The organism is Gordonia westfalica (genome assembly GCF_900105725.1).
Lineage (GTDB): Bacteria > Actinomycetota > Actinomycetes > Mycobacteriales > Mycobacteriaceae > Gordonia > Gordonia westfalica.
Genome location: NZ_FNLM01000034.1, coordinates 1,122,536 through 1,146,310, shown reverse-complemented (window position 1 = coordinate 1,146,310; position 23,775 = coordinate 1,122,536). Strand labels below are relative to the sequence as shown.

Below are 23,775 nucleotides of genomic sequence, written 5' to 3'. Positions count from 1 at the left end.
CTTCCACGAGGGGAGTCGATACCATCGCGCGGTGCCCCTGACCCGTGAACAGCGAAACCGGCCCACCCGACGGGCCCTGTCGACCGCGGCCGGACTCGTCGCGGGCTTCCTCCTCGACGAGGCGCTGGGTGACCCGTCCCGGGGGCATCCGGTCGCCGGTTTCGGCCGCCTGACGTCCGCACTCGAACGCCGCATGTACCGCGACTCGCGCGCGGCGGGCGCCGGTCTGGTCGCGGTGGCCGCCGGCGGTGTGGTGGGAGCGGGACTTGTCGTATCGGCGGGGCGTCGGGCGCCGGCGACGGTGGCGCTGACCGCGGCGTCGACGTGGATCGCGCTCGGCGGGACCACGCTGTGCCGGGTGGGCGACGCGGTCGCCGACGCGCTCGAATCCGACGACATCGACGCCGCACGAGCCCTGATCCCGAGCCTCTGCGGTCGCGATCCCGGGTCGCTCGACGAGGCCGGGATCTGTCGGGCGGCGCTGGAGTCGATCGCCGAGAACACCTCTGACGCGACCGTCGGACCGCTGTTCTGGGGTGCGGTCGCCGGTGTCCCCGGAATCCTCGGCTACCGCGCGATCAACACCCTCGACGCCATGGTCGGGTACCGCAACGAGCGTTATCGCGACTTCGGCTGGGCGGCCGCGCGACTCGACGACGTCGTCAACATCCTGCCCGCACGACTCGCGGGCGCGTTGATCGTCGGTGTCTCCGGAGCACCCCGATGCGCCGCCGAGGCCTGGCGTCGCGACAGCCACGCACATCCGAGCCCCAACGCGGGGGTCGTCGAAGCTGCGTTCGCCGGTGCCCTCGGGGTACAGCTCGGGGGCCGGACCGTGTACCCGCACGGCGTCGAACAACGGCCGACGCTGGGCCGGGGGCCGGCGCCGCGGCCCGCCGACCTACGAGCCGCCGTCGAGCTCTCGCGGAGGGTTCAGCGTGCGACGCTGGCCGCAGGCGTGGCGGGTTGTCTGATCCGGGTCGCGGTCAGCCGCCGTAGCGCCGGCTGAGCTTGTCCCGCACCTCGCCGTCCTGACTCCGGGGATCCGGCGTCGCGTCGCGGACGTCGCCGACGGTGTCCTCGGCGACCGGCCCGTGGCCGATGCGTCCGACATTGTGGACCACCGTGGTGCCGCTTGCGGCGCGCAGTTCCTCACGCATCTGCCGGCGGCGTTCGGCGCGGGAAGCAGAGGCACTCGCCTCCGCGGCCGGCGTGGACTCGGCGACGACGGCGCCACCGGTCCCGGCGGAGTCCTCCGCCGCGGCCGCGACCTTTGCGGCGGAGGCGCGCCGGCGAGTACGGATCTCGGAGATCAGGAAGTACAGGACACCGAGGGGTGCCATGACCCCGAACGCGAGCCACTGCAGGCCGTACGACAGGTACGGGCCGGTGTCGAGCTGGGGGAGCGGGATCTCGCCCAGGGCACCCGGCTGGTCCGGGGACAGCTGGAGGTAGAAGTCGTCCATCGGCGTCGACGTCGCCGTCGCCACCACACCGGGGTTGATCGACGGCACCGTCAGCACGCCGTTGTCGGCGCGGAAGCCGCGGTCGGCGCTGACGCCCTCCGCGGCGCGGATCCGGCCCTCGATGGTCTGCTCACCGGCGGGTGGTGACGGGACGTCGGGGACACCGCCCTCCACCGGGCGGACGAAGCCGCGGTTGATCAGGATCACACGATCCGAACCGTTCACCGCGAACGGGGTGAGCACCACCACGGCCGGGCGTTCCTGGATGTTGCGCAACCGCACCAGGGCCTGCCGGTCCTCGAGATAGCGGCCCGTCACCTCGACCTCGCGCCACTCCGTGGACGGATCGAGCGTCGACGTCGGGGCGATCTCGGCCAGCGGGACGGTCTCCAGCGAGGTCGCGGCACGGATCAGGTCGTTGCGGTGTTCGGTGTCGGAGTTCTTCCCGAGCTGCCATGGCGCGAGGAGCGTGAAACAGGCCACTGCGAACGCCGCGACCACGACGCCGAGGGCGATCCACCCAGGACGCAGGATTGTTCGCAGTACGTGCACAGCACCCAGGTTACCGAGCACGGGTAGCGTGATCGAAATGCGAGACTTCATCTGCTTGAACTGCGGCCAGCGTCTCTCCTTCGAAAACAGTCTCTGCCTGAACTGCAAGAGTGCACTCGGCTTCTGGATCGAGTCGCGCTCCATCCACGTCCTCGACGACAAGGGTCGTGCCGAGGTCGACGGCGTCCTGCTCGAGCGGTGCGCCAACACCAAGGTCGCGCAATGCAACTGGCTGGTGAAGTGGGCCGGCAACCCGGAGCTGTGCCGGTCGTGCCGATTGACACGCACACGTCCGGGCGACGACGACCCCGATGCGTTGGTCGCGTTCGGCCAGGCCGAGACCGCCAAGCGGCGTCTCGTGCTCGAACTCGTCGAGCTCGGGCTGCCGATCGAGAACCGCGACGACAACCCGGAGACAGGACTCGCCTTCGACCTGCTCTCCAGCGCTCAGCAGAATGTCATCACCGGTCACGCCAACGGCGTCATCACGCTGGACCTCGCCGAAGGCGACGACGTCCACCGCGAACAGATGCGCGTCGAACTCGACGAGCCGTATCGCACGGTCCTCGGACACTTCCGGCATGAGATCGGTCACTACTACCAACTCGTGCTGATCACCGACGCTCGTCGGGAGGGTTTCGAGGAGCTGTTCGGCAACCCCGACGACGACTACCAGGCGGCGCTGGATCGTCACTATAACGAGGGTGCCCCCGAAGGATGGCGGAAGAACTACGTCTCCTCCTACGCCACGATGCACCCGGCCGAGGACTTCGCCGAGACCTTCGCGCACTACCTGCACATCCGCGACACCCTCGACACCGCCGCCGCGTTCGCGATGGCGCCGTCGGGTACGACACTGGACAGCGTGCCGCCGGGTGACGTGGGTTTCGACCGCATCATCGGCGAATGGCTACCGCTGACGTGGGCGCTGAACCAGATCAACCGGTCGATGGGTCACCCGGACCTCTACCCGTTCGTGCTGCCGGCACCGGTACTCGACAAGATCCGCTTCGTGCACAACCTGGTGGCGCCCGTCGGCTGAGACCGCGTCACGGGCCGGGCGTGGTCGTCAGGCCACGCCCAGCTGTATGCGCACCCAGTCGAGGAGTCCGGGGACGGCACTCTCGATCTGTTCGCGGGTGGCGACGAAGTCCTCGGTGCCGCCGTAGTACGGGTCGAGCAGGGCGGGGTCGTCGGCGGGAGCCGACGGGTCGAACGACCGCAGCAGTCGCGTCCGGTCACCGAGCCGCTTGCGCTCGAGTTCCCGGACGTGGCCGCCGTCCATCGCCAGGAAGAGATCGGCGTCGAAGTGTTCGGGTCCGAGTAGCGCTGCCACATGCGCGTCGGAATAGCCGTGGGCCAGCAATTCGGTACGGGCGCGGTTGTCTGCCGGTTCCCCGACGTGGAATCCGGTGATCCCGCAACTGGTGACGCGCACCTTGCCCCCAGGCCGGCATCGTCCAGCGCCGTCCGGAAGATGTTCTGCGCCATCGGCGAACGGCAGATGTTGCCGGTGCACACGAAACAGATGTGTAGTTCTTCAGCCACTGGTGTCTACCTCAGCTCGACGTGCCGACGCGCTCGATGGTCGAGGGCGTCGGTCACATACCCAAGACGCCGCGCAACTCGGCTGTGGACTCAACCGCCCAGGCTGCGTCCTGTTCCTCCCCGTGCAGAGAGTAACCCCATCTGACGAGGATCGCTGAGATGCCGAAAGCCGCGGCGCCGTGCACATCGTGGCTGCGGTCGCCGATCATCACCACCGGGGCGGTGACGTGACCGGTGTCGGCGTCGAGGGGAAGTCCCAGTTCGGCGACCGCATGGGCGATGACGTCGGACTTGTGGCGGCGCGAACCGTCGTCGCTGGCGCCGGCGATGTACCGGAAATGGTCGGCGAGGCCGAAGTGCTCGAGGATCCTGCGGGCCGTAGTCTGGTTCTTCGACGTCGCGACCGCGATCGTGCGGCCCGACGAGGCGAGATCCGCCACGACCTCGGCCATCCCGTCGTAGACGGCGTTCTCCCGCCAGCCGATCTCGGTGTAGCGCTCCCGGTAGGCGCGCATCGCCTCGTCGGCGACCTCGGGTGCGAGCCCCAGACCGTTCAGGGTGTCGATCATCGGCGGTCCGACGATGCCCGCGACGACCTCGGGATCGGGCTCGGGCGCGCCGACGGCGGCGAGGGCGTGCCGGAAGCTGTTGGCGATACCGGCGAAGCTGTCGGTGATGGTGCCGTCGAGGTCGAGGAGCAGCACGGTGTCGGGATGGCGGGGATCTGGCGGGGTCGGATCTGGCGGGGTCAACACGCGTCCATCGTGCACGTAAGGTCAATAGACATGACAGCTGGGTATGGCGTGGTGCCCACCGCCGACCTGTCCGATCCGGACCGGCACGGCGATCAGGATGCGGCGCCCGGGCTGGTGGACTTCGCCGTCAATGTGCGTGGCACCCCACCGCCTTTCGTTCTCGAAGCCATCACGCGCGGCCTCGCCGACCTGGCCCGGTATCCCGGCCTCGACGACGAGCGGCGCGCGGTCGACGCCATCGCGGCCACCCACGGGCGCTCGCCCGACGAGGTGCTGCTGCTGTCCGGTGCGGCCGACGGGTTCGAGATGCTGCCGCGCCTCGGCGTGCGACACGCGGCGCTCATGCAGCCGTCGTTCACCGAACCGGAGATCGCGTTGCGGGCCGCCGGGGTACCGATCACGCAGGTGACACTCGACGAGCCGTGGCGGCTCTCGGCGGCCGGGGTGCCGGACAATGCCGACCTGGTGATCCTGGGCAACCCCACCAATCCGACGTCGGTGCTGCACCCGCGGGAGGCGATCGGGGCACTGCGGCGTCCGGGGCGCATCATCGTCGTCGACGAGGCCTTCGCCGATCTCACGCTCGGCGCCGACGGAGTTCTCGAACCGCAGTCGCTGGCCTCGGTCGACTGGCCCGACCTCATCGTGATCCGCAGCGTGACAAAGACATTCGGTCTCGCCGGGCTGCGGGCCGGCTATCTGCTCGCCGCACCCGCGATCCTCGCTCGCCTGCGTGCGGGGCGTCGGCCGTGGGCGCTGTCCACACCGGCACTGGCCGCGTTGACCGCGTGCCTCGGCGACGAGGGACACCGCTACTGCGCAGAGCAGGCGAACCGGGTCGCGGCCGAACGCGCCGAGATGGTCGACGAACTGACCCGGGTCGGGCTCGTCGTCGTGGCGGCACCGACCGCGCCGTTCGTGCTGGTCGAGGTGCCGCGGGCGACGGAGGTCAAGCGGCGTCTCGTCGACCACGGGTTCGCGGTGCGCAGTTGCGCCAACTTCGTCGGACTCGGCGACGACCACCTGCGTCTGGCCGTCCGCCCGCCGGAGCAGGTCCGTGCGCTCACCGCGGCGATCGAGCGGGTACGAGAGGAGATGAGGGATGGGAACGGTGTCGACGCCTGAGGGAGTGACGGTCGGCGGTGTGGTCGACGTCGTCGAACGCGCGTATCCGCCGGCGCTCGCCGAGTCCTGGGACGCCGTCGGACTGGTGTGCGGCGACCGCTCCGAACCGGTGCGTCGTGTGCTGGCGTGTGTCGATGTGACGGACGCCGTGGTCGACGCCGCCGTCGCCGCACGGGCCGACATGGTGATCGCCCATCACCCGTTGCTGATGCGGGGCGTCACGTCGGTGGCCGCCGACACCCCCAAGGGACGCATCGTGCACCGACTGATCCGCAACGGCATCGCGCTGCTGTCGGCCCACACCAACGCCGACAGTGCGCGGCCGGGTGTGTCCGACGCCCTCGCCGACCTCCTCGGGGTGGTCGACACCGCGCCCATCGAACCCAAATCCGCTGCACCACTGGACAAATGGGTGGTGATGGTGCCCGAGGGCAACGTCGAACAGGTCAGTGAGGCCATGTTCGCCGCCGGCGCGGGTGCGATCGGGGACTACCGCGACTGTTCGTGGACGGTCGTGGGCACCGGGCAGTTCGAGGCCCGGGAAGACGCGACGCCGACGATCGGCGAGATCGGCACCCGCACGCACGTCGACGAGGCGCGGGTGGAGATGGTCGCCGCACGATCGATCCGCGGATCGGTGCTCGCGGCGCTGCGCAACGCCCACCCGTACGAGGAACCGGCGTTCGACGTCTTCGAGCTCGCCGACCTCGGCAGTGGTCTGGGCCTCGGTCGGGTCGGTTCGCTCGTCGAGCCGATGACACTGCGCGACTTCACCGCGGTCGCCGCGCGGGCCCTGCGTGCGCCGTCGGGGATTCGGGCGGCCGGTGATCCGGATGCGCTGGTGCGCACGGTCGCGGTGTGCGGCGGTGCGGGCGACTCGCTCCTCGACCGCGTGCGCGGGCTGGGCGTCGACGTCTACGTGACCGGCGACCTGCGGCATCATCCCGCCGACGAGAGCCTGCGCGACGGTGGGCCCGCACTCGTCGACGCCGGGCACTGGGCGACCGAGTTCCCGTGGTGCGCCCAGGTCGCGCAACTGCTGCGCGACGAACTCGACGTGGCGGTGACCGTGTTCGACATCCCCACCGACCCGTTCGGACTGCACAGCTTCGGCTGACGCCCGGAGGAACGCCTGACCAAAGCCCATCCGCCCGCCGAGACGCCGCGACCACCCGCGTACGGTAGGGGAACTTCAGAACTGCAGAGACAGGAGGCCGCAATGAAAGTCGACGCCGGTGTGCAGCGACTGCTGCTCGATCTCGCGGACTCCGATGCCGAGATCAATCGACTCGAGCATCGCCGCAAGAACTTGCCCGAGAACACCGAGATCGCCGAACACGAGAAGGCGATCGATGCTGCCCGTGACGATCTGGTGCGTGCGGAGATCTCCGCCGAGGACCTGGGCCGCGAGTACCGCCGCATCGAGTCCGAGGTGACCGGGATGACCAATCGCGAGGCCAAGGATTCGGCGCTTCTCGCCGCCGGTGGGCTGGCGCCCAAGGCGCTGTCGGAACTCCAGCACGAACTCGCCGGGCTCGGACGCCGCCGCGCGGCCTTCGAGGACGAACTGCTGACGCTCATGGAGCAGCAGGAGGCCGTCGAAGGCGAGCGCGGTCGCGCCGCCGCCACGATCTCCCACCTCGAGGAGAAGGTCGCCGACGCCCGGGTACGCCGGGACGAGTCGCTCGCGGCCATCGAGGCGGACCTCACGCGCGCCCATGAGAAGCGGGACGCTCTCGCCGGGGAGATCGACGCCGGCCTGCTGGCCGTCTACGACAAGCAGCGCGCCAACGGACGGATCGGTGCAGGTCTCCTGCGTGCACGTCGATGTGGTGCGTGCCGGATGGAACTCGACCGGGGCACCATCGCCTCGATCAGTGCGGCGCTTTCCGACGAGGTCATCCGCTGCGAGGAATGCGGCGCGATCCTCGTGCGCACCGCCGAATCGGGGATCTGACGCCTTGAGCGCTGGTGGGAAGGCGCCGTCCTGGCAGGGGCAGCGGAGTTCGCCGACCAGGTTCATCCTGTTGCGTCACGGCCAGACCCCGCTGTCGGTGGATCGTCGCTACTCCGGGCGCGGCAACCCCGAGCTGACCGCGGAGGGCCGACGCCAGGCACGCGCGGCAGCCCAGCGGGTCATGCGCGAGGAGGGGATCTCCGCGATCGTCACCTCGCCGCTGAGCCGGGCTCGCGCGACCGCGGACGAGGTCGCCGCGGTGACCGGGGTCGACGTCGTCGAACATCCCGGACTCATCGAGAACGACTTCGGCGAGTGGGAGGGCCTGACCTTCGTCGAAGCTTCCGAACGGCACCCGGAGATCCATCGCGAGTGGCTGTCGGACATCACCGTGCCGGCGCCGGGCGGAGAGAGTTTCGCGCAGGTCGCCGAGCGGGTGGCGGAGACGAAAGATGATCTGCTGCAGCGCTATCCGGGGCAGACGATCGTGCTCGTCTCGCACGTCACCCCGATCAAGCTGATGCTCCGCGAAGCGCTGGGCGTCGGACCGGAGCTGTTGTTCCGGCTCCACCTCGACCTGGCGTCGGTGTCGATCGCCGAATTCTTCCCCGACGGCGGTTCGGTGGTCCGGCTCGTCAACGACGCCGCGCACTGGCACTGACGGGTGTACGTCGAGTTCTGATCCTGCCGTATCCTGGGTTCGCGAACGAGTCGGCCGGGCGGCCGCGGTGAGCGGAACGGACGGCGACGCCGTCACGCCGCGCACCGAGGAAAGTCCGGACTCCACAGAGCAGGGTGGTTGCTAACGGCAACCCGGGGTGACCCGCGGGACAGTGCCACAGAGAACAGACCGCCGGCCGCAAGGCCGGTAAGGGTGAAACGGTGCGGTAAGAGCGCACCAGCGGCGCGGGTGACCGCGTCGGCTCGGTAAACCCCACCCGGAGCAAGGCCGAAGCATGCACTTCACGGTGCGTGTGCGCGGGTGTTATGAGGGCTGCTCGCCCCAGCCCGCGGGTGGGCCGCTCGAGGTACCCGGCGACGGTGTGCCCAGATGGATGGTCGCCGCCCGCGACGGTCGAGAGACCACGCGGGTACAGGATCCGGCTTACGTGCCGACTCGTTCGCCTTCGGCTCGCCGCCTTCGGTTCAACGGGGGACCCGCGCGCTAGGGTTCCAGACGTGACGCGCTTCCTCTTCGCCCCCGACATCGACTTCGCCGGTATCCGCGACCAACTCGGTGTCGACGAGGCCTACGGTGACGATGCGCTCGCCGAGGCACGCGACGCCGTCGACCGGTTCGCGGATGCCCGCGAAGACCACACCGACGTGCCGTTCGTCACCATCGACCCGCCGACGTCGCGGGACCTCGACCAGGCCGTCCACCTCGTCGCCGACGGCGACGGTTTCGTCGTCGACTACGCCATCGCCGACGTCGCGGCGCTGGTGATCCCCGAAGGTGCGCTCGACCAGGAGAGCCGACGCCGCGGGTCCACCGTGTACTTCCCGGACGGGTCGGTGCCGCTGCATCCGCGGGAACTGTCCGAGGGGATCGGATCGCTTCTGCCCGAACAGGTCCGGCCGTGCGTGCTGTGGACGATCCGGGTCGCGGGGGACGGGACGGTCACCGACGTGCGGGTGCGGCGATCGCGGATTCGATCCGTGGCCCGCTTCGCGCCGGGGTCAGCGCCGACGCCGAGGCCGGCCGACTGCACCCGTCGATCGCCGCGCTACCCGCTTTCGGCGAACTGCGGCAGAGCGTCGCGATGGACCGCGGCGCCGTCGAACTGGATCTGCCGGACCAGCAGGTCTCTCGAACCGAGGCGGGGTGGCGGCTGGATCTCGAACCCCACACCCCGGCCGACATGTGGAACTCGCAGCTCTCGCTGCTGGCGGGGATGTGCGCCGGGACGATCATGGCCGAGGCCGGCATCGGACTGCTGCGGACGCTGCCGCCCGCCGATCCCGAGGCGGTCGAGGATCTGCGCGCCGCCGCGAAGGCGCTCGGCGTCGAATGGCCCGAGGGTGTGGCGGTGGGTCGGTTCCTGGCGGGACTGCCCGGTGACCGGCCGAGCACGCTCGCGATCCAGTCTGCGGCGAGCGGCCTCATGCGGGGCGCCAACTATCTCGCGCTCGACGGCACCGACGAGGCGCGTGCTGTCCCGGACGACAAGAAGCGGCATGGCGCGATCGCAGGTCTCTACGCGCACGTGACCGCACCGCTGCGTCGGCTCGGGGACCGGTTCGCCACCGAGGTGTGCCTGGCGGTCACCGCCGGCGACGAGGTGCCCGACTGGGTCACGCGCGCCCTGCCGACCCTGCCGAAGATCCTGCGCTCCGCCGACACCCTCGGCGCCACCGCCGACCGGGCGAGCATCGACCTCGCCGAGGCCGTCATCCTCGGCGACCGCGTCGGCGAACGCTTCGACGCCGTCGTGACGTCGGCGGCCACCGACCGCAAGCCCGCGCAGATCTTCATCGCCGACCCGCCCGTCGTCGCGGGGTGCGAGGGCGAACTGCGGCCGGGCACCCGGCTCGACGTCGAGCTGGCGACCGCCGACGAGGTGACGCGGACCGTTCGGTTCCGGGCGGTGTAGGGCGCTTTTCCCGCGGGAGCGTTTACCGCGCGCGTGACCGTTTCCCTCCCGCGGGTGCTAGCCAATAAGCGGGAAGTAATCAGTCCCGCGGGAGAAAAATGCTTGCGCGGGAGGTGATCTCACCAGGCCTTCGTGGCTCGTCGCTTGCGCTCCTCGCACCTCAGACAGCGGGGGTGGGGCGGATCACAGGTCCTTGGCGGCCTTGCGGTACTCGGCGACGGCGCGGTGGGCGTCGGCCTCGAGGCGGGCGTCGAGGCGGCCGACGATGAACATGTCGGCGGCACCGAGCTTTCCGTCCTCGACGATCGACGCGAGGCGGGCGCGGTTGATGCGGATGTCGTTGAAGTCGCCGAGGGCGGACTGGATCTTCTTGGCGACCGCGCCGACGTTGCGGTACTTCTTCTTGTTCAGCGGCTCCGTCGCATCGATGCTGTAGCGCAAGCGCTTTGCGCGTTTGCGGATCTTGTGGAGCTGCTCTTGCCACTCGTCCGAACCCTCGGCGAGGTCGGAGAGATCTTTCTGTGCCTTGCGGATGTGCTTGCGGCTCTTCGCTATCGCCGTGTCGATGACTGTGGTGGCAGGGAGTTCGGCATCCGGGCCGGGCGGGGGAGAGGCGATGAGGGCGTCGATGGAGTCGAGGAGGGTGAAGTAGCGCTTCGACGACATCGCGGCGTGCGCGGCGCGGATCGCGCGATCATGGGTCTGCGTTTCGGCGCCGGCGAGCGCGGCGAGCAGCTCGGGGACGCGTTCTCGCCGCGGAGCAGGGACTGGTCGAGGTCGAGCTGCACCTCGGAATCCCGTGCGTCACCGAGTATCCGGGCGAGGAGCTTGAGTTCGGCGCCGACGTGGGCGGTGCGTTCGGCGTCGAGCACCGTGGGGTAACCGGACAGCACGCTGCGCAGGCGACGGCACGCGACCCGCATCTGGTGGACGGCGTCCTCCGCGTCCTCGCGGACGAGCGGGTCGTAGGCGATCAGGCTGTTGCGGTGCAGGGCGATGTCGGTGATGACGAGTTCGAGCGCGGTGGGGCGCTTGGAGAGTCGGGGTTCGTGGACGGTCGGGGTCGAACCGATGGCGCGGGCCAGCTTCGACGCACTCGACGCCGAGCGTGCGCCACCCGCGCGCAGGGCCTTGTCGGCGGCCTTCAGCAGCTTGGTGGTGCCGCCGGAGAGGAGTTCGAACTCCCACTCGGCCCACTGCTGGGAATGCCCGCCCGGTAACAGCGACTGGGCGGTGACCAGGTCCTCGGCGAGTTCGGCCAGCGGCTCGTCGTCGACGCCGAGGAGTCGCGTCACCGTCCGCGTGGTCGAGACGACGGCCACCGGCATGAGGTTCCGGCACCGGGTCAGTGCGCGGACGGGGTTCACCAGGGCGTCGGGGACGTCACCGTCGGCGGGCGCCTCGTCGAAGCCGACCTGGAGTTCGCGGCGCGCTCCGGGGATGTCGGTGGGGCGCTTGAGATGCCAGCCCTGATCGGTGCCCCCGGTCCGGCGGCGCATGGTGATCCGGTTGCCGGCGAGGTCGAGGTTCTCGGTGTCGAAGTAGGTGGCGTCGAGCGAGAACGTCTCGGGTGCGGTCGCCGACACCACTCCGGGAAGGGCCCGCAGGTCCGGGGCCACGTGGCCGGGGTCCACGTCGAACTTGAGTTCCACCTCGACCTGCTCGGATGCGGCCACCTGATCCTCCTGACGACGACGGCGCGGTACTGCTGAGTTCGAGTCTAGTGACCCCGACTGCGGCGGCAGATCATTCCGCGAAGCGGTCGGTCGCCTCGATCAGGTGGTGTTTGATGCCGGCTTCGAACGATGCGTGGCCGGCGTCGTCGACGATGTGGAGATCGGCGGCGGGCCAGGCGCGGTGTAGGTCCCACGCGCTGCGCATCGGGCAGACGACGTCGTAGCGGCCCTGGACGATGACACCGGGGATGTGCGCGATGGCGTCGATGTTGTCGAGCAGCTGCCCGTCGTCGAGGAAGCCGTGGTTGACGAAGTAGTGGTTCTCGATGGACGCGAAGGCGAGGTCGAAGCGGTGGGCCTCGTCGGCGCCCTGGCCCGGCTCCTCGGGGCGGGGGAGGAGATAGCTGGTGGCCTGCTCCCAGCCGGTCCACGCGCGGGCGGCGGCGCGAGCGACCGACGGGTCGTCGGAGGTCAGCAGGCGGTGGTAGGCGGCGACGAGATCGCCGTCGCGCTCGTCGGTCGGGATCGGTTCGAGGTAGGTCTCCCAGACGTCGGGGAAGATGTGCGACGCGCCGCCGTTGTAGTACCAGTCGATCTCGCTGCGGCGCAGCAGGAAGATGCCGCGCAGCACCAGTTCGGTGACCCGGTCGGGATGTGCCTGTGCGTAGGCGAGTCCCAGCGTCGAACCCCAGGAACCGCCGAAGATCTGCCAGCGGTCGATGCCGAGATGGGTACGGAGCTTCTCCATGTCGGCGATGAGGTGGGGCGTCGTGTTGACGCTCAGGTCCGCGCCGTCGGCGATGTGCGGGCGGGACTGTCCGCAACCGCGCTGGTCGAACAGCACGATGCGGTACCTGGCGGGATCGAAGAAGCGCCGCTGGGCGGGCGAGGTTCCGCCACCTGGGCCGCCGTGCACGAAGACCACGGGCTTCCCGTCCGGGTTGCCCGTGGTCTCCCAGTAGATCTGCTGGCCGTCGCCGACATCCAGGTGACCGGACTCGTAGGGTTCGATCTCCGGGTAGAAGTCACGCATGGACGCCAGCGTAGGCGTCGGGGATCAGTAGCTGTGCTCGGGGCCGGGGAACACGCCGCGACGAACTTCGTCGGCGTACTGCTCGGCGGCCGAACGCAATACGGACCCGACGTCGGCGAACCGCTTGACGAACCTCGCGGTCTTGCCGTGGGTGAGGCCGGCCATGTCCTGCCACACGAGCACCTGGGCGTCGGTTTCGTTGCCGGCTCCGATGCCCACGGTCGGGATGGTGAGCTTGCGCGAGATCTGACCGGCCAGGTCGGCGGGGACCATCTCCATGACGACGGCGAAGGCGCCGGCTTCCTGGACGGCGATGGCGTCGGCGATGAGCTGGTCGGCACCGTCGCCGCGACCCTGGACGCGGAAACCGCCGAGTCCGTTGACGCTCTGCGGGGTGAACCCGATGTGCGCCATGACCGGGATGCCGGCGGCGGTGAGGGCCGCGATCTGCGGGGCGACGCGCTCGCCGCCCTCGATCTTGACCGCGTGCGCGCCGGTCTCCTTGAAGATCCGGAAGGCGTTCTCGAGCGCGTGCTGCGGCCCGATCTCGTAACTGCCGAAGGTCATGTCGGCGACGACGAGCGCGTGCGGCGCGCCGCGCACGACGGCGCGGATCAGCGGGATCATCTCGTCGATGCTGACGGGGATGGTGGTGTCGTAGCCGAGTACGACGTTGGCCGCCGAGTCGCCGACGAGCAGCACGGGGATTCCGGCGGCGTCGAAGATGCGGGCCGTCGAGTAGTCGTAGGCGGTGAGCATCGACCACTTCTCGCCTTCGGACTTCATCTGGGCGAGGTGATGGATGCGGGTCACGCGGCGCCTGGGGGCGTCGGCGGCGGGGGTTGCGGTGGATGCACCATAGACCGAGGATTCGGACATCGTTGTCTCTTTTCTGCCTCGAGTCCCGGCTGGCCCGAAGGGGCGCGGCGGGTACCCGGGTTGAACACGGACAAGCGCCATTCTGTCACCGCGGGTATGTGCTGTAACCGCCGGAAGTTATGCGATTGGTCACACCGCTCTGGGGGTCATCTGGACAGGTTGTGGCATGGTCGTCGCGGTCCGAGTGCATCCTGGCTGCTCCGGGGCTTCCCAGTACGCCACTTCGCCGTCTCAGATGGTGGGATGGCGTCGGCAAACCCGCAGGACAGCGAGTTGGTCTCTCGCGTGTAACACGGATTTAACAGCCGACTTCTAATGTCGGCGACCATGGATCGCCAAAAGGAATTCGTGCTGCGGACCCTCGAAGAGCGCGACATCCGTTTCGTTCGACTGTGGTTCACCGACGTACTCGGTTATCTGAAGTCCGTGGCGATCGCGCCGGCCGAGCTCGAAGGTGCCTTCGCCGAGGGCATCGGCTTCGACGGCTCGGCCATCGAGGGCTTCTCCCGTGTGTCGGAGGCCGACACGGTCGCCAAGCCCGATCCGTCGACCTTCCAGATCCTGCCGTGGACCACCTCGGCCGGCCGCCACCATTCGGCGCGCATGTTCTGCGACATCGCGATGCCCGACGGCACCCCGAGCTGGGCCGACTCGCGTCACGTGCTGCGTCGCCAGCTGAACAAGGCCGCCGACCTCGGCTTCAGCTGCTACGTGCACCCCGAGATCGAGTTCTTCCTCCTCAAGGACGCACCGCTCGACGGTTCGGTGCCGACGCCGGCCGACTCCGGCGGCTACTTCGACCAGGCCGTCCACGACGCCGCTCCCAACTTCCGTCGCCACGCGATCGAGGCGCTGGAGTCGATGGGCATCTCGGTGGAGTTCTCGCACCACGAGGGCGCACCCGGCCAGCAGGAGATCGACCTCCGCTACGCCGACGCCCTGTCGATGGCCGACAACGTGATGACCTTCCGCTACCTCATCAAGGAGGTGGCGATCAACGAGGGCGTCTGGGCCACCTTCATGCCCAAGCCGTTCAGCGAGCACCCCGGCTCGGCGATGCACACGCACATGAGCCTGTTCGAGGGTGACATCAACGCCTTCCACAACCCCGACGACCCGATGCAGCTGTCGGCCACCGGCAAGAAGTTCATCGCCGGCATCCTGCACCATGCGTCGGAGATCAGCGCCGTCACCAACCAGTGGGTCAACAGCTACAAGCGCCTGATCCACGGCGGTGAGGCGCCGACCGCGGCGACGTGGGGCGGTGCCAACCGGTCTGCACTCATCCGCCTGCCGCTGTACACGCCCAACAAGGCGTCGTCGCGTCGCATCGAGGTGCGCAGCCCCGACTCGGCCTGCAACCCGTACCTGACCTTCGCCGTGCTACTCGCCGCCGGTCTGAAGGGCATCGAGGAGGACTACGAGCTCCCCGACGAGGCCGAGGACGACGTCTGGGCCCTCACGCCCGCCGAGCGCCGGGCGATGGGGTACCAGGAACTGCCGGGCAGCCTCGCGGAGGCGCTCACGAAGATGGAGAACTCGGAGCTGGTCGCGGAAGCCCTCGGCGAGCACGTGTTCGACTACTTCCTGCGCAACAAGTGGGCCGAGTGGACCGGCTATCGCAGCATGGTCACCCCGTACGAGCTGAAGCATTACCTGCCGCTGTAGGCCTTCGGCGGGTCGTTGGGGACCGCGATGATGTCGAGGGTTATCCGAGTCGCTATTTTTGTGTTGTGACACGACGATCGGGCCGCAGCGCGGTACCCAGCGCGGGACGGTTGGGGCTCCTCGACACCTCCGCGCCGCAGAATCTCGCCGAGCTCGGCTGGAACACGCCCGAGTCCGTCGACGTGCTGTGGGCGTTGTCGCGGGCACCCGACGCCGACCTCGCCCTCCGCACACTGGTCCGCCTCCGCGGGGCCGTCGAGGACGAGTGGTCCGAGATCGACGCGGCGCTGCGCACCGACAAGTCGTTCCGGGGTCGTCTCTTCGGCGTCATCGGATCATCCGACGCCCTCGCCGATCATCTGGTCGCCGAGCCGTCGAGCTGGCGACTGCTGCTCGCCGACGCGTTGCCCGACCGGGACGAGGTCGACCGCCGGATGCTCGAGTCCGTCGGCGCCGAGCCCGATCCGGGTGAGGTCGAGAAGGGCAATCGCGTCCACCGCGCGAAACTCACCGGACCGAAGTCCGTCGTCGCGCTCCGTCTCGCGTACCGCAACCTGATCCTGCAGCTCGCCGCGCACGACGTCGCCTCCACGGTCGAGGACGAACCGGTGATGTGGCTGCCCGAGGTCGGCGCCTACCTGTCGGACCTCGCCGACGCCGCGCTGACCGCGGCACTGGCGGTCGCCATCGCCGAGGTGTGCGGCGACGAGCCCCTCCCGGTCCGGATCGCGGTCATCGCGATGGGCAAATGCGGTGCGCGCGAGCTGAATTACGTGAGCGACGTGGATGTCATCTTCGTCAGCGACCCCGCCGACGCGACCTCCTCGCGCATCGCCGGCGAGATGATGCGGATCGGTTCGCTGGCCTTCTTCGAGGTCGACGCCGCGCTGCGGCCCGAGGGCAAGTCCGGCGCGTTGACCCGCACCCTCGAATCCCACGTCGCGTACTACGAGCGGTGGGCCAAGACCTGGGAGTTCCAGGCCCTGCTCAAGTCCCGCGCGATGACCGGTGACATGGAACTGGCGAACGAGTACATCGCGGCGGTCAAGCCGATGGTGTGGAAGGCCGCCGAGCGTCCCGACTTCGTGCCCGAGGTGCAGAAGATGCGACGCCGCGTGGAATCGCTGGTGCCCGAGGGGGAGCGCGAACGCAATCTCAAACTGGGACAGGGAAGTCTGCGCGACGTCGAGTTCGCGGTGCAGTTGCTGCAGATGGTGCACGGCCGCGTCGACGAGAGCCTCCGGGTCATGCCGACCGTCGACGCACTCGCGGCGCTGACCGCCGGCGGCTACGTCGGACGCGACGACGGCGCGAATCTCAGTGCCTCGTACCAGTTCCTGCGCCTGCTCGAGCATCGGCTGCAGCTGCAGCGGATGAAGCGAACCCATCTCCTCCCGAAGCCCGACGACACCGAGGCCCTGCGCTGGCTCGCACGCGCGGCGCACATCCGTCGTGAGGGGGAGCTCGATGCGACAGGCGTGCTGCGCGAACAGATCCGCCATCAGTCCCTCCGCGTGCGGCGCCTGCACCAGAAGCTGTTCTACCGTCCGCTGCTCGAGGCGGTCACCCGTTTCAAGCCCGACGAGCTGACCCTGAGCGACGAGTCGGCCGAGAGGCGGCTGGCCGCGCTGGGTTACGCCATGCCCGACCGCGCGCTCAGCCATATCCGCGCGCTGTCGAACGCGCCCGGGCGCCGCGGCCAGATCCAGCTGCTCATCCTGCCGCAGCTGCTCGAACACATCGGTGACACACCGGATCCCGACGCCGGCCTGCTCAACTACCGCCGGTTGTGCGAGGCGCTCGAGGACAAGGACTGGTTCCTCCGGCTGCTCCGCGACGACGGCGTCGTGGCCGAGCGGCTGATGAAGGTGCTCGGCACGTCGGAGTTCATCGCGAACATGCTGATGCGGTCGCCGGAGGTGATCCACCAGTACTCCGACGGGCCCGACGGTCCGAAGCTGTGCGAGATCCGGCCCGAGGACGTGGCCAAGGGACTCATCGCCTCGACGGTGCGGCAGCAGGACATGAAACGCGCGGTCGCCGTTGCGCGTTCGCATCGTCGTGCCGAACTGGTCCGCGTCGCCTCGGCCGACGTGCTCGGCCTGATGGACGTGCCGACGGTCTGTAAGGCCCTGTCGAGTGTGTGGGCCGCGGTCCTCAACGCCGCACTCACCGTCGCAATCGACATCTCCGAACGCGACCGCGGAAAGCCCGCGCCCGCGCGCATCGCGGTGATCGGCATGGGCCGGCTCGGTGGCGGCGAACTCGGTTACGGTTCGGACGCCGACGTCCTGTTCGTGTGCCAGCCGAACCGCGACGCCGACGAATCCGAGGCGGTGCGGTGGTCTCAGACCATCGCCGAGACCGTTCGCTCCGCACTCGGCAGCCCCAGCGCCGACCCGCCTCTCGAGGTCGACACCGGGCTGCGGCCGGAGGGGCGCAACGGACCGGTCGTGCGCACGCTGGCGGCCTACTCCGCGTATTACGCGCAGTGGGCGCAGGCGTGGGAGGTGCAGGCGCTCCTGCGGGCCCACCAGGTAGCCGGCGACGAGGCCCTGGGTATCGACTTCCTGCACATGATCGACCACGTGCGTTATCCGGCCGGCGGCGTCAGCAACGAGGCGGTCAAGGAGATCCGGCGCATCAAGGCCCGCGTCGACGCCGAACGGCTGCCGCGCGGAGCCGACCCGGCGACACACACCAAGCTGGGGCGCGGCGGACTCGCCGACATCGAGTGGACGGTGCAGCTGCTCCAGCTGCGCTACGCCCACCGCTACCGTAGTCTCCACAACACCTCGACACTCGAATCGCTCGATGCGATCGGTGCCGCGGAGTTGTTGTCGGAGAACGACGTCGCGCTGCTCAAGAATGCGTGGATCACCGCGACCAAGGCGCGCAACGCATTGGTGCTGGTGCGGGGGAAGCCGGTCGACCAGTTGCCGGGTCCGGGCAAGCAACTGCGCCAGATCGCCTATGCGGCCGGGTGGCCGGAGGACCAGGCGTCGGAGTTCCTGGAGAATTATCTGCGGGTGACGCGCCGGGCGAAGGCCGTGGTGCTCAAGGTCTTCGGCGCGTAGGCGTGCTGTGTAACCGGCGCGTAGGCGCCGCTGCTGTACGGGGGGCAGATGAAGAGATTTCTGTGGGTGGCGGCGTACATCGCCGGCTGGGCGATGCTGGCCGGGGTGGTGCTGGGGGTGTGGCTGCACTTCTATCCCTCGCGCGGGAACGTCGCGCTGTATCTGACGAGTGGGGTGCAGTTCGCGCTCATCCCGGGCCTCGTCGCCATCGTGATCTTCGCCGCGCTGCGTCGCTGGTTCATGCTGGTGATCGCGATCGCGGTGTCCGGTGCCCTGGCCTACACCCAGGTCCCGCTGGTGATCCCGACGAGCGCGCCGGCGGGCGAGGAGTTCACCGTCGTCTCGGCCAACCTGCTGTTCGGCGGCGGCGACATCGGCGCGCTCGAGAAGATCGTGGCCGACGCGGACCCTGACATGGTCTCCCTGCAGGAGGTGACGCCGGAAGCGCTGGAACGTCTTCGCGGCAGTGAGATCGCGCGCCGGTTGCCGAACGAGTTCGCGATCCCGTATCCGCAGGCGGCCGGAACCGCGTTGTTCGCCAAGCGGGCCCTGTCGGATCAGTTCAACATCCCCGACACCATCCTCCACAACCTGCAGGCGCGCACCGACCTGCCCGGCGCGCCCGGTACGCACGTCCTCGCCATTCACCCGGCCGCGCCGCTGTGGGGCAAGAAGGACGGCTGGTTCCACGACATGGACATCCTGGCCGACCATTTCGCGAAGCTGCCGGAGGGTCGCGTGCTCGCGATCGGCGACTTCAACTCCACCTGGAACCACGCGACCTACCGCAAACTGCTGAGCAACGGGCTCGTCGACGGCACGGACATGGCGGGTGCGGGTTTCCTGCCGACGTATCCGACCGACAAGCGGATCGGCAACCGTCCGCTCGTGGCCATCGATCGCGTCATCCTGCGCGGATTCGTGCCCACGTCGATGGACAGTCATCACCTGCCCGGTTCCGATCATCGGGCTCTGGTGGTATCACTGGTGGCATCATGAGCGCCAGCATCTCCGATCCCGGCACCCCGGGACCCAGCATCTCCGATCGTCTTCGCGAGGCCACCGCCGCCGCGCACCGAAGCGCAGAGCACGCGCCCTTCATCGACGACCTGATGTCCGGTCGCCTCGACAGCGGTGAGTACCAGAGGCTGGCGGTCCAGCTGTATTTCGTCTACGAGGCCCTCGAGACGGTCGGAGACCATCTCGCCGACGATCCCGTCGCCGGTGCGGTCATCGACGACAAGTTGCGTCGACTCCCGCGCCTCGGCGCCGATCTCGCCTCGTTCGGGGTCGACCCGGCGTCGAGTGAACCGCTGCCGGCCGTCGCCCGGTACGTCGAGGCCATCGAGGCCACGCGAGATGACCCGGCTCGCTTTGTGGCACACCATTACACGCGGTACCTGGGCGACCTGAGCGGAGGCCAGGTCGTGGCCCACCGCATGCGTGAGCACTACGGTGTCGACGCATCGGGATTGAGCTTCTACACCTTCGACGGGATCGAGAAACTCAAGCGGTACAAGGACGCCTACCGATCCCGACTCGACGCACTGCCCCTCGACGCGGCTGCCGTGGAGCGGCTCGTCGACGAGGCGATCGCCGCATTCGGGCACAACCAAGCGGTGTTCGGCGATCTCGACAGCGCAGGCGCCATCTGAGCGGTGGCGCTGAGGGGGTCTAGTTGACCTGGAGCTTGACGGTGCGGTCCAGCACGACCTCGTGGAGGTCGTCGTTGCCCTTGACCAGTTCTATGCGCAACTGATTGTTCTCGAGCCTGCTGGTGGTGCGAACCACGCGCGGAGTGCCTTCGAGGCTGATGCGATCACCGGGGACAAGGTCTTCGACGTACACGTCTCTGGTCATGCGACCAAACTAAAGCCCTACCTTGTGGTACGGCAGAGCAAGAAGTCACATTTGTGCGGCAGATCACATGGCCCGCTGTTGGGGCGCTCGCAACGGGACGTTCACGCGATCGCGTGTCGCCGTCTGCGCGACGGCTGTTGCACCGAAACACGAGAAGCGTCTGTCGTCGCCTCCTCGGCCCGGTGGCGCGCAACCTGGGCGTCGGGGTGGTCGGTTCCTCGCGATGCCGACAAAACGAAGATCTCGTCCATCTGAGGGGCCTTCGAGGGCACATTGCCCTCGCGTGGTGCTCACGGGGACGAGAACTGTCGCGACAGGACCGCTGCGTCGTCGGAAAACGTTCTCCGACGACGAACGCCCCGCCCGCGAGAACGCGGACGGGGCGTCGTGCTGAAGGAAACGACTCAGCAGTCGTAGTACTCAGCAGTCGTAGTACAGGGAGAACTCGTACGGGTGCGGACGGATCTGCACCGGCTCGATCTCGTTCTCGCGCTTGAGCGCGATCCAGGTCTCGATGAGGTCCTCGGTGAACACGCCACCGGCGGTGAGGTACTCGTGGTCCTCTTCGAGGCGGTCGATGACGGCGGACAGCGAGGTCGGCGCCTGCGGGATCGACTTGGCCTCCTCCGGAGGGAGCTCGTAGAGGTCCTTGTCGACCGGCTCGTGCGGCTCGATCTTGTTCTTGATGCCGTCCAGGCCGGCCATCATCATCGCCGCAAACGCCAGGTACGGGTTGCCCGAGCTGTCCGGGCAACGGAACTCGAGGCGCTTGGCCTTCGGGTTGTTGCCGGTGATCGGGATACGCACGCAGGCCGAACGGTTGCGCTGGCTGTAGACCAGGTTGATCGGTGCCTCGTAGCCCGGGACCAGACGCTTGTAGGAGTTGACCGTCGGGTTGGTGAAGGCCAGCAGCGACGGAGCGTGGTGCAGGATGCCGCCGATGTAGTGGCGAGCCAGATCCGACAGGCCTGCGTAGCCGGCCTCGTCGTGGAACAGCGGCTTGCCGTCCTTCCACAGCGACTGGTGGGCGTGCATGCCCGAGCCGTTGTCACCGAAGAGCGGCTTCGGCATGAAGGTGACCGACTTGTTGTTCTGCCATGCGGTGTTCTTGATGATGTACTTGAACAGCTGCACGTCATCGGCCGCGTGGAGCAGCGTGTTGAACTTGTAGTTGATCTCCGCCTGGCCCGCGGTACCGACCTCGTGGTGGCCGCGCTCGAGCTCGAAGCCCGAGTTCTGCAGGTTGGTCGACATCTCGTCGCGCAGGTCGACGTAGTGGTCGTACGGAGCCACCGGGAAGTAACCACCCTTGGGGCGGACCTTGTAGCCCAGGTTGGGGTTGCCGTTCGGATCGGTGGGTGCGCCGGCGTTCCACCAGCCCGATTCCGACTCGACCTCGTAGTGGGTGCCGTTCATCTCGGAGCTGAAGGACACCGAGTCGAAGATGTAGAACTCGGCCTCGGCGCCGAAGAAGCAGGTGTCGGCGATGCCGGTCGAGGCCAGGTAGTCCTCGGCCTTGCGCGCGACGTTACGCGGGTCGCGGCTGTAGGCCTCGCGGGTGAACGGGTCGTGGACGAAGAAGCTGACGTTCATCGTCTTCGCCTTGCGGAAGGGGTCGATCCGCGCGGTGGCCGGGTCGGGCAGCAGCATCATGTCCGACTCGTTGATCGACTGGAAGCCGCGCACCGACGAACCGTCGAATGCCAGACCGTCCTCGAACACGCTCTCGTCGAACGCCGAAGCGGGGATCGAGAAGTGCTGCATGACACCGGGCAGGTCGCAGAAACGGATGTCGACGTACTCGACACCTTCCTTCTTGATGCCCTCGAGTAGTTCTTCTTTACTGCTGTACACCGTGCGGTGACTCCTTCGTGATCGGGTGGTCAGTCGTACTGACACGCCACACACATCCGCCGCCGAGAAACAGCAGCGGATCTCAGCGGCAACCGTATGGAGGCGAAGTTGCCCAGGCGTCAAGTCCGTGTTTCCCCCGTGTTACGCACTCGGTGTTCTTGGCGGCACACGGCTCATACCTCGGAGAACGCACTCGGCGAATCCCACCCTAGCCCGCGCCGGCGACCGGGGAGGACGGTAGGGGTTACGCCCCCGACTACGATGGACACCATTGAATGCCGTGGTCGTCGACGAGGACGCCACGGTCGCGAGAGGAGTCATCACGATGGGACGAGTCACCGGTTCCTGGTTGTCGGGGCCGCAGATCGGTCCCGAGGACGGCGTCGAGAACGATTTCCGTGGTCAGGATCTAGGGCTGCCCGCGTCCGGACCGGGGTCGCTGGCCACCGGATGGCCACGCGTCGCGGGTCTGCTGGTCGACTGGCTGATCGCCGGCGGGCTCGCGATCCTGTTCGTCGGCTTCGAGTCGTCGATCCTGGGCACGACACAGCTCGGCATCTGGTTCGTGATGGGCATCTTCGCGGTGTCGCTGTTCGGCTTCACCCCTGGCCAGTACGCACTCGGGATGCGCGTTGCCCGCGTCGACTACGGTCCCGAACGCAATTCCGCCGAGGCCGCCGGCAAGGAGACCCCGGCGTCCGTCGGCATCGTGCGTGCCTTCTTCCGACAGCTGCTGATGGTCTTCCTGGTGCCGGCCCTGATCAACGACTACAACGGTCGCGCCCTGCACGACCGCGCGACCGGGACGGCGATCCTCCGTACGCGCTGAGGTGATCGCCACACGGCGACCCGGACGCCGAGGTAAACCCACCTCAAATGCGTAAAGCCGCCACCCGTGAGGGCGGCGGCTTTACGGAAAAAGGGTGGGTTCGCGCAGAAGGTCAGCCGCGACGACGCGCGGTGCGCTGCATGCTCTTCATCTTCGCGTTCCCGGGCAGCGGGCCCTTCGGCATGCCGGGGCCGGGGGCCTTGCTGCTGAGAGCGGCGAGACGACCCTCGAGGGTCTCCATGCGCTTGCGGTCGATGTTGCTGGGCAGCTTGTTGAGGTGACGCTCCAGCTTCGACAGCGGGATCTGACCGTCGTCGTTGCCGACCATGATCTCGTAGATCGGGGTGTCGCCGACGACGCGCGCGGCCTTCTTCTTCTCCTGGTTCAGCAGGGACTTGACGCGGGTGGGGGAGCCCTCACCGACGAGGATCACGCCCGGCTTGCCGATGACGCGGTGCACCGCGTCGAGGTGCGAGGTACCCGACACCGCCTGGGTGACGCGCCACTGGCCGCGCATGTTGCCCAGAGCCCACCCGGCGGCACCGGGCTGGCCCTCGGCCTTGGTGTAGACGTTCTTCTGCACGCGCCGGCCGAAGAGGATGAACGCGCCCAGCACACCCAGCACGACGCCCAGCGGGATGAGCAGCCACGGCGAGCCCAGCAGGAAGCCGAGCGCCGTGAAGACGGCGATGGACAACACGATCACACCCACCATGTAGGGGATGAGTCGCTTGTCTTCCTTGCGCTGCATCTGGAACGCCTGCCACAACTGCTGGCGCCGTTCCTTCGATGCAGCCTTGCGGGCCTGCTTCTTAGCGGCCTTTGCTTCCTTGCTCACGGACTGCGCCTTTGCCATACGGCCAGTTTACGTCCGCTCGTCCGGTGACCTGCCGCATGGTCGG

Annotated in this window: 18 protein-coding genes, 1 other RNA gene and 3 pseudogenes; 13 read left to right on the top strand and 9 right to left on the bottom strand. The window is 68.5% G+C overall.

The window, feature by feature from the left end; genetic code table 11:
* Window positions 1-31 precede the first annotated feature (31 nt).
* Window positions 32-1,009: a cobalamin biosynthesis protein gene (locus tag BLU62_RS10555; RefSeq protein ID WP_074849432.1), complete on the top strand. Its 978-nt coding sequence runs from the start codon at window positions 32-34 to the stop codon at window positions 1,007-1,009.
* On the opposite strand, the gene BLU62_RS10550 is transcribed toward BLU62_RS10555, so the two are convergent.
* A complete protein-coding gene (locus tag BLU62_RS10550) occupies window positions 987-2,018 on the bottom strand; it encodes an SURF1 family cytochrome oxidase biogenesis protein (protein ID WP_208863624.1) in 1,032 nt (343 codons plus the stop codon). The two genes, BLU62_RS10555 and BLU62_RS10550, sit on opposite strands and share 23 nt — an antisense overlap.
* A gap of 37 nt (window positions 2,019-2,055) precedes the next feature.
* Here BLU62_RS10550 and BLU62_RS10545 point away from each other — a divergent pair, with 37 nt between their 5' ends.
* Window positions 2,056-3,060 carry a zinc-binding metallopeptidase family protein gene (locus BLU62_RS10545; RefSeq protein WP_074849430.1) on the top strand — a complete coding sequence of 335 codons (1,005 nt, stop codon included), beginning with the start codon at window positions 2,056-2,058 and terminating at the stop codon, window positions 3,058-3,060.
* A gap of 27 nt (window positions 3,061-3,087) precedes the next feature.
* Here the strand turns inward: BLU62_RS10545 and BLU62_RS10540 are convergent.
* Together BLU62_RS10540 and BLU62_RS10535 are read right to left on the bottom strand one after the other, a co-directional pair.
* A pseudogene (locus BLU62_RS10540) lies at window positions 3,088-3,566 on the bottom strand (low molecular weight protein-tyrosine-phosphatase).
* Window positions 3,567-3,619: 53 nt separating this feature from the next.
* The gene (locus BLU62_RS10535; protein ID WP_074849428.1) at window positions 3,620-4,336 is read right to left on the bottom strand and encodes an HAD hydrolase-like protein; all 717 of its coding nucleotides are present in this window, start codon (window positions 4,334-4,336) and stop codon (window positions 3,620-3,622) included.
* 15 nt (window positions 4,337-4,351) lie between these two features.
* Between BLU62_RS10535 and cobC the strand changes: the two genes are divergently transcribed.
* From cobC to BLU62_RS10505, 6 genes and pseudogenes are all read left to right on the top strand, one after another.
* A complete protein-coding gene (gene cobC / locus BLU62_RS10530; RefSeq protein WP_074849427.1) occupies window positions 4,352-5,446 on the top strand; it encodes an Rv2231c family histidinol phosphate aminotransferase CobC in 1,095 nt (364 codons plus the stop codon).
* Entirely contained in the window at window positions 5,424-6,563 is a 1,140-nt protein-coding gene (locus tag BLU62_RS10525; RefSeq protein WP_074849426.1) for a Nif3-like dinuclear metal center hexameric protein, read from the top strand. The genes cobC and BLU62_RS10525 overlap by 23 nt, the downstream gene beginning before the upstream one ends.
* Before the next feature lie 102 nt (window positions 6,564-6,665).
* Window positions 6,666-7,403 (top strand): zinc ribbon domain-containing protein, encoded by a 738-nt coding sequence (locus BLU62_RS10520; protein WP_074849424.1) that lies wholly within the window; start codon window positions 6,666-6,668, stop codon window positions 7,401-7,403.
* Window positions 7,404-7,407: 4 nt separating this feature from the next.
* Window positions 7,408-8,064, top strand: coding sequence for a histidine phosphatase family protein (locus BLU62_RS10515; RefSeq protein WP_074849422.1), 657 nt, complete (start codon window positions 7,408-7,410; stop codon window positions 8,062-8,064).
* A 46-nt stretch (window positions 8,065-8,110) separates the two neighbouring features.
* Window positions 8,111-8,527, top strand: an RNA gene (gene rnpB / locus BLU62_RS10510) — RNase P RNA component class A.
* A gap of 55 nt (window positions 8,528-8,582) precedes the next feature.
* Window positions 8,583-9,997: pseudogene (locus tag BLU62_RS10505) on the top strand (RNB domain-containing ribonuclease).
* Window positions 9,998-10,180: 183 nt separating this feature from the next.
* Here BLU62_RS10505 and BLU62_RS10500 read toward each other — a convergent pair.
* The 3 genes and pseudogenes from BLU62_RS10500 to panB form a co-directional block, all read right to left on the bottom strand.
* Window positions 10,181-11,673: pseudogene (locus BLU62_RS10500) on the bottom strand (CYTH and CHAD domain-containing protein).
* Between the two features lie 70 nt (window positions 11,674-11,743).
* Entirely contained in the window at window positions 11,744-12,706 is a 963-nt protein-coding gene (gene pip / locus BLU62_RS10495) for a prolyl aminopeptidase (protein WP_074849421.1), read from the bottom strand.
* Between the two features lie 24 nt (window positions 12,707-12,730).
* The gene (gene panB, locus BLU62_RS10490; RefSeq protein ID WP_074849419.1) at window positions 12,731-13,585 is read right to left on the bottom strand and encodes a 3-methyl-2-oxobutanoate hydroxymethyltransferase; all 855 of its coding nucleotides are present in this window, start codon (window positions 13,583-13,585) and stop codon (window positions 12,731-12,733) included.
* A gap of 327 nt (window positions 13,586-13,912) precedes the next feature.
* On the opposite strand from panB, the gene glnA (BLU62_RS10485) reads away from it, so the two are divergent.
* The 4 genes from glnA (BLU62_RS10485) to BLU62_RS10470 all read left to right on the top strand — a co-directional run bounded on the left by glnA (BLU62_RS10485) (window position 13,913) and on the right by BLU62_RS10470 (window position 19,985).
* A complete protein-coding gene (gene glnA / locus BLU62_RS10485) occupies window positions 13,913-15,253 on the top strand; it encodes a type I glutamate--ammonia ligase (RefSeq protein ID WP_074852821.1) in 1,341 nt (446 codons plus the stop codon).
* Window positions 15,254-15,318: 65 nt separating this feature from the next.
* A complete protein-coding gene (locus BLU62_RS10480; RefSeq protein ID WP_074849417.1) occupies window positions 15,319-18,330 on the top strand; it encodes a bifunctional [glutamine synthetase] adenylyltransferase/[glutamine synthetase]-adenylyl-L-tyrosine phosphorylase in 3,012 nt (1,003 codons plus the stop codon).
* A gap of 48 nt (window positions 18,331-18,378) precedes the next feature.
* Window positions 18,379-19,329 carry an endonuclease/exonuclease/phosphatase family protein gene (locus BLU62_RS10475; protein WP_074849415.1) on the top strand — a complete coding sequence of 317 codons (951 nt, stop codon included), beginning with the start codon at window positions 18,379-18,381 and terminating at the stop codon, window positions 19,327-19,329.
* Entirely contained in the window at window positions 19,326-19,985 is a 660-nt protein-coding gene (locus tag BLU62_RS10470; RefSeq protein ID WP_074849413.1) for a biliverdin-producing heme oxygenase, read from the top strand. Before BLU62_RS10475 ends, BLU62_RS10470 begins: the two co-directional genes overlap by 4 nt.
* A 19-nt stretch (window positions 19,986-20,004) precedes the next feature.
* Here the strand turns inward: BLU62_RS10470 and BLU62_RS10465 are convergent, their stop codons facing one another.
* Together BLU62_RS10465 and glnA (BLU62_RS10460) are read right to left on the bottom strand one after the other, a co-directional pair.
* A complete protein-coding gene (locus tag BLU62_RS10465; RefSeq protein WP_074849411.1) occupies window positions 20,005-20,190 on the bottom strand; it encodes a hypothetical protein in 186 nt (61 codons plus the stop codon).
* Window positions 20,191-20,610: 420 nt separating this feature from the next.
* Window positions 20,611-22,044, bottom strand: coding sequence for a type I glutamate--ammonia ligase (gene glnA, locus BLU62_RS10460; protein ID WP_074849409.1), 1,434 nt, complete (start codon window positions 22,042-22,044; stop codon window positions 20,611-20,613).
* Between the two features lie 325 nt (window positions 22,045-22,369).
* Here glnA (BLU62_RS10460) and BLU62_RS10455 point away from each other — a divergent pair, with 325 nt between their 5' ends.
* Window positions 22,370-22,873 (top strand): RDD family protein, encoded by a 504-nt coding sequence (locus BLU62_RS10455; RefSeq protein WP_074852820.1) that lies wholly within the window; start codon window positions 22,370-22,372, stop codon window positions 22,871-22,873.
* A 112-nt stretch (window positions 22,874-22,985) separates the two neighbouring features.
* On the opposite strand, the gene BLU62_RS10450 is transcribed toward BLU62_RS10455, so the two are convergent.
* Entirely contained in the window at window positions 22,986-23,729 is a 744-nt protein-coding gene (locus BLU62_RS10450; RefSeq protein ID WP_074849407.1) for a DUF4191 domain-containing protein, read from the bottom strand.
* Window positions 23,730-23,775 lie beyond the last annotated feature (46 nt).

What these genes read in the sequence shown, in the direction of transcription:
- BLU62_RS10545 (WP_074849430.1), top strand. Translation starts at nt 2,056, where the DNA reads ATGCGAGACTTCATCTGCTTGAACTGCGGCCAGCGTCTCTCCTTCGAA.
- cobC (WP_074849427.1), top strand. Translation starts at nt 4,352, where the DNA reads ATGACAGCTGGGTATGGCGTGGTGCCCACCGCCGACCTGTCCGATCCG.
- BLU62_RS10525 (WP_074849426.1), top strand. Translation starts at nt 5,424, where the DNA reads ATGGGAACGGTGTCGACGCCTGAGGGAGTGACGGTCGGCGGTGTGGTC.
- BLU62_RS10520 (WP_074849424.1), top strand. Translation starts at nt 6,666, where the DNA reads ATGAAAGTCGACGCCGGTGTGCAGCGACTGCTGCTCGATCTCGCGGAC.
- pip (WP_074849421.1), bottom strand. Translation starts at nt 12,706, where the DNA reads ATGCGTGACTTCTACCCGGAGATCGAACCCTACGAGTCCGGTCACCTG.
- panB (WP_074849419.1), bottom strand. Translation starts at nt 13,585, where the DNA reads ATGTCCGAATCCTCGGTCTATGGTGCATCCACCGCAACCCCCGCCGCC.
- glnA (WP_074852821.1), top strand. Translation starts at nt 13,913, where the DNA reads ATGGATCGCCAAAAGGAATTCGTGCTGCGGACCCTCGAAGAGCGCGAC.
- BLU62_RS10475 (WP_074849415.1), top strand. Translation starts at nt 18,379, where the DNA reads ATGAAGAGATTTCTGTGGGTGGCGGCGTACATCGCCGGCTGGGCGATG.
- BLU62_RS10470 (WP_074849413.1), top strand. Translation starts at nt 19,326, where the DNA reads ATGAGCGCCAGCATCTCCGATCCCGGCACCCCGGGACCCAGCATCTCC.
- BLU62_RS10465 (WP_074849411.1), bottom strand. Translation starts at nt 20,190, where the DNA reads ATGACCAGAGACGTGTACGTCGAAGACCTTGTCCCCGGTGATCGCATC.
- BLU62_RS10455 (WP_074852820.1), top strand. Translation starts at nt 22,370, where the DNA reads ATGGGACGAGTCACCGGTTCCTGGTTGTCGGGGCCGCAGATCGGTCCC.
- BLU62_RS10450 (WP_074849407.1), bottom strand. Translation starts at nt 23,729, where the DNA reads ATGGCAAAGGCGCAGTCCGTGAGCAAGGAAGCAAAGGCCGCTAAGAAG.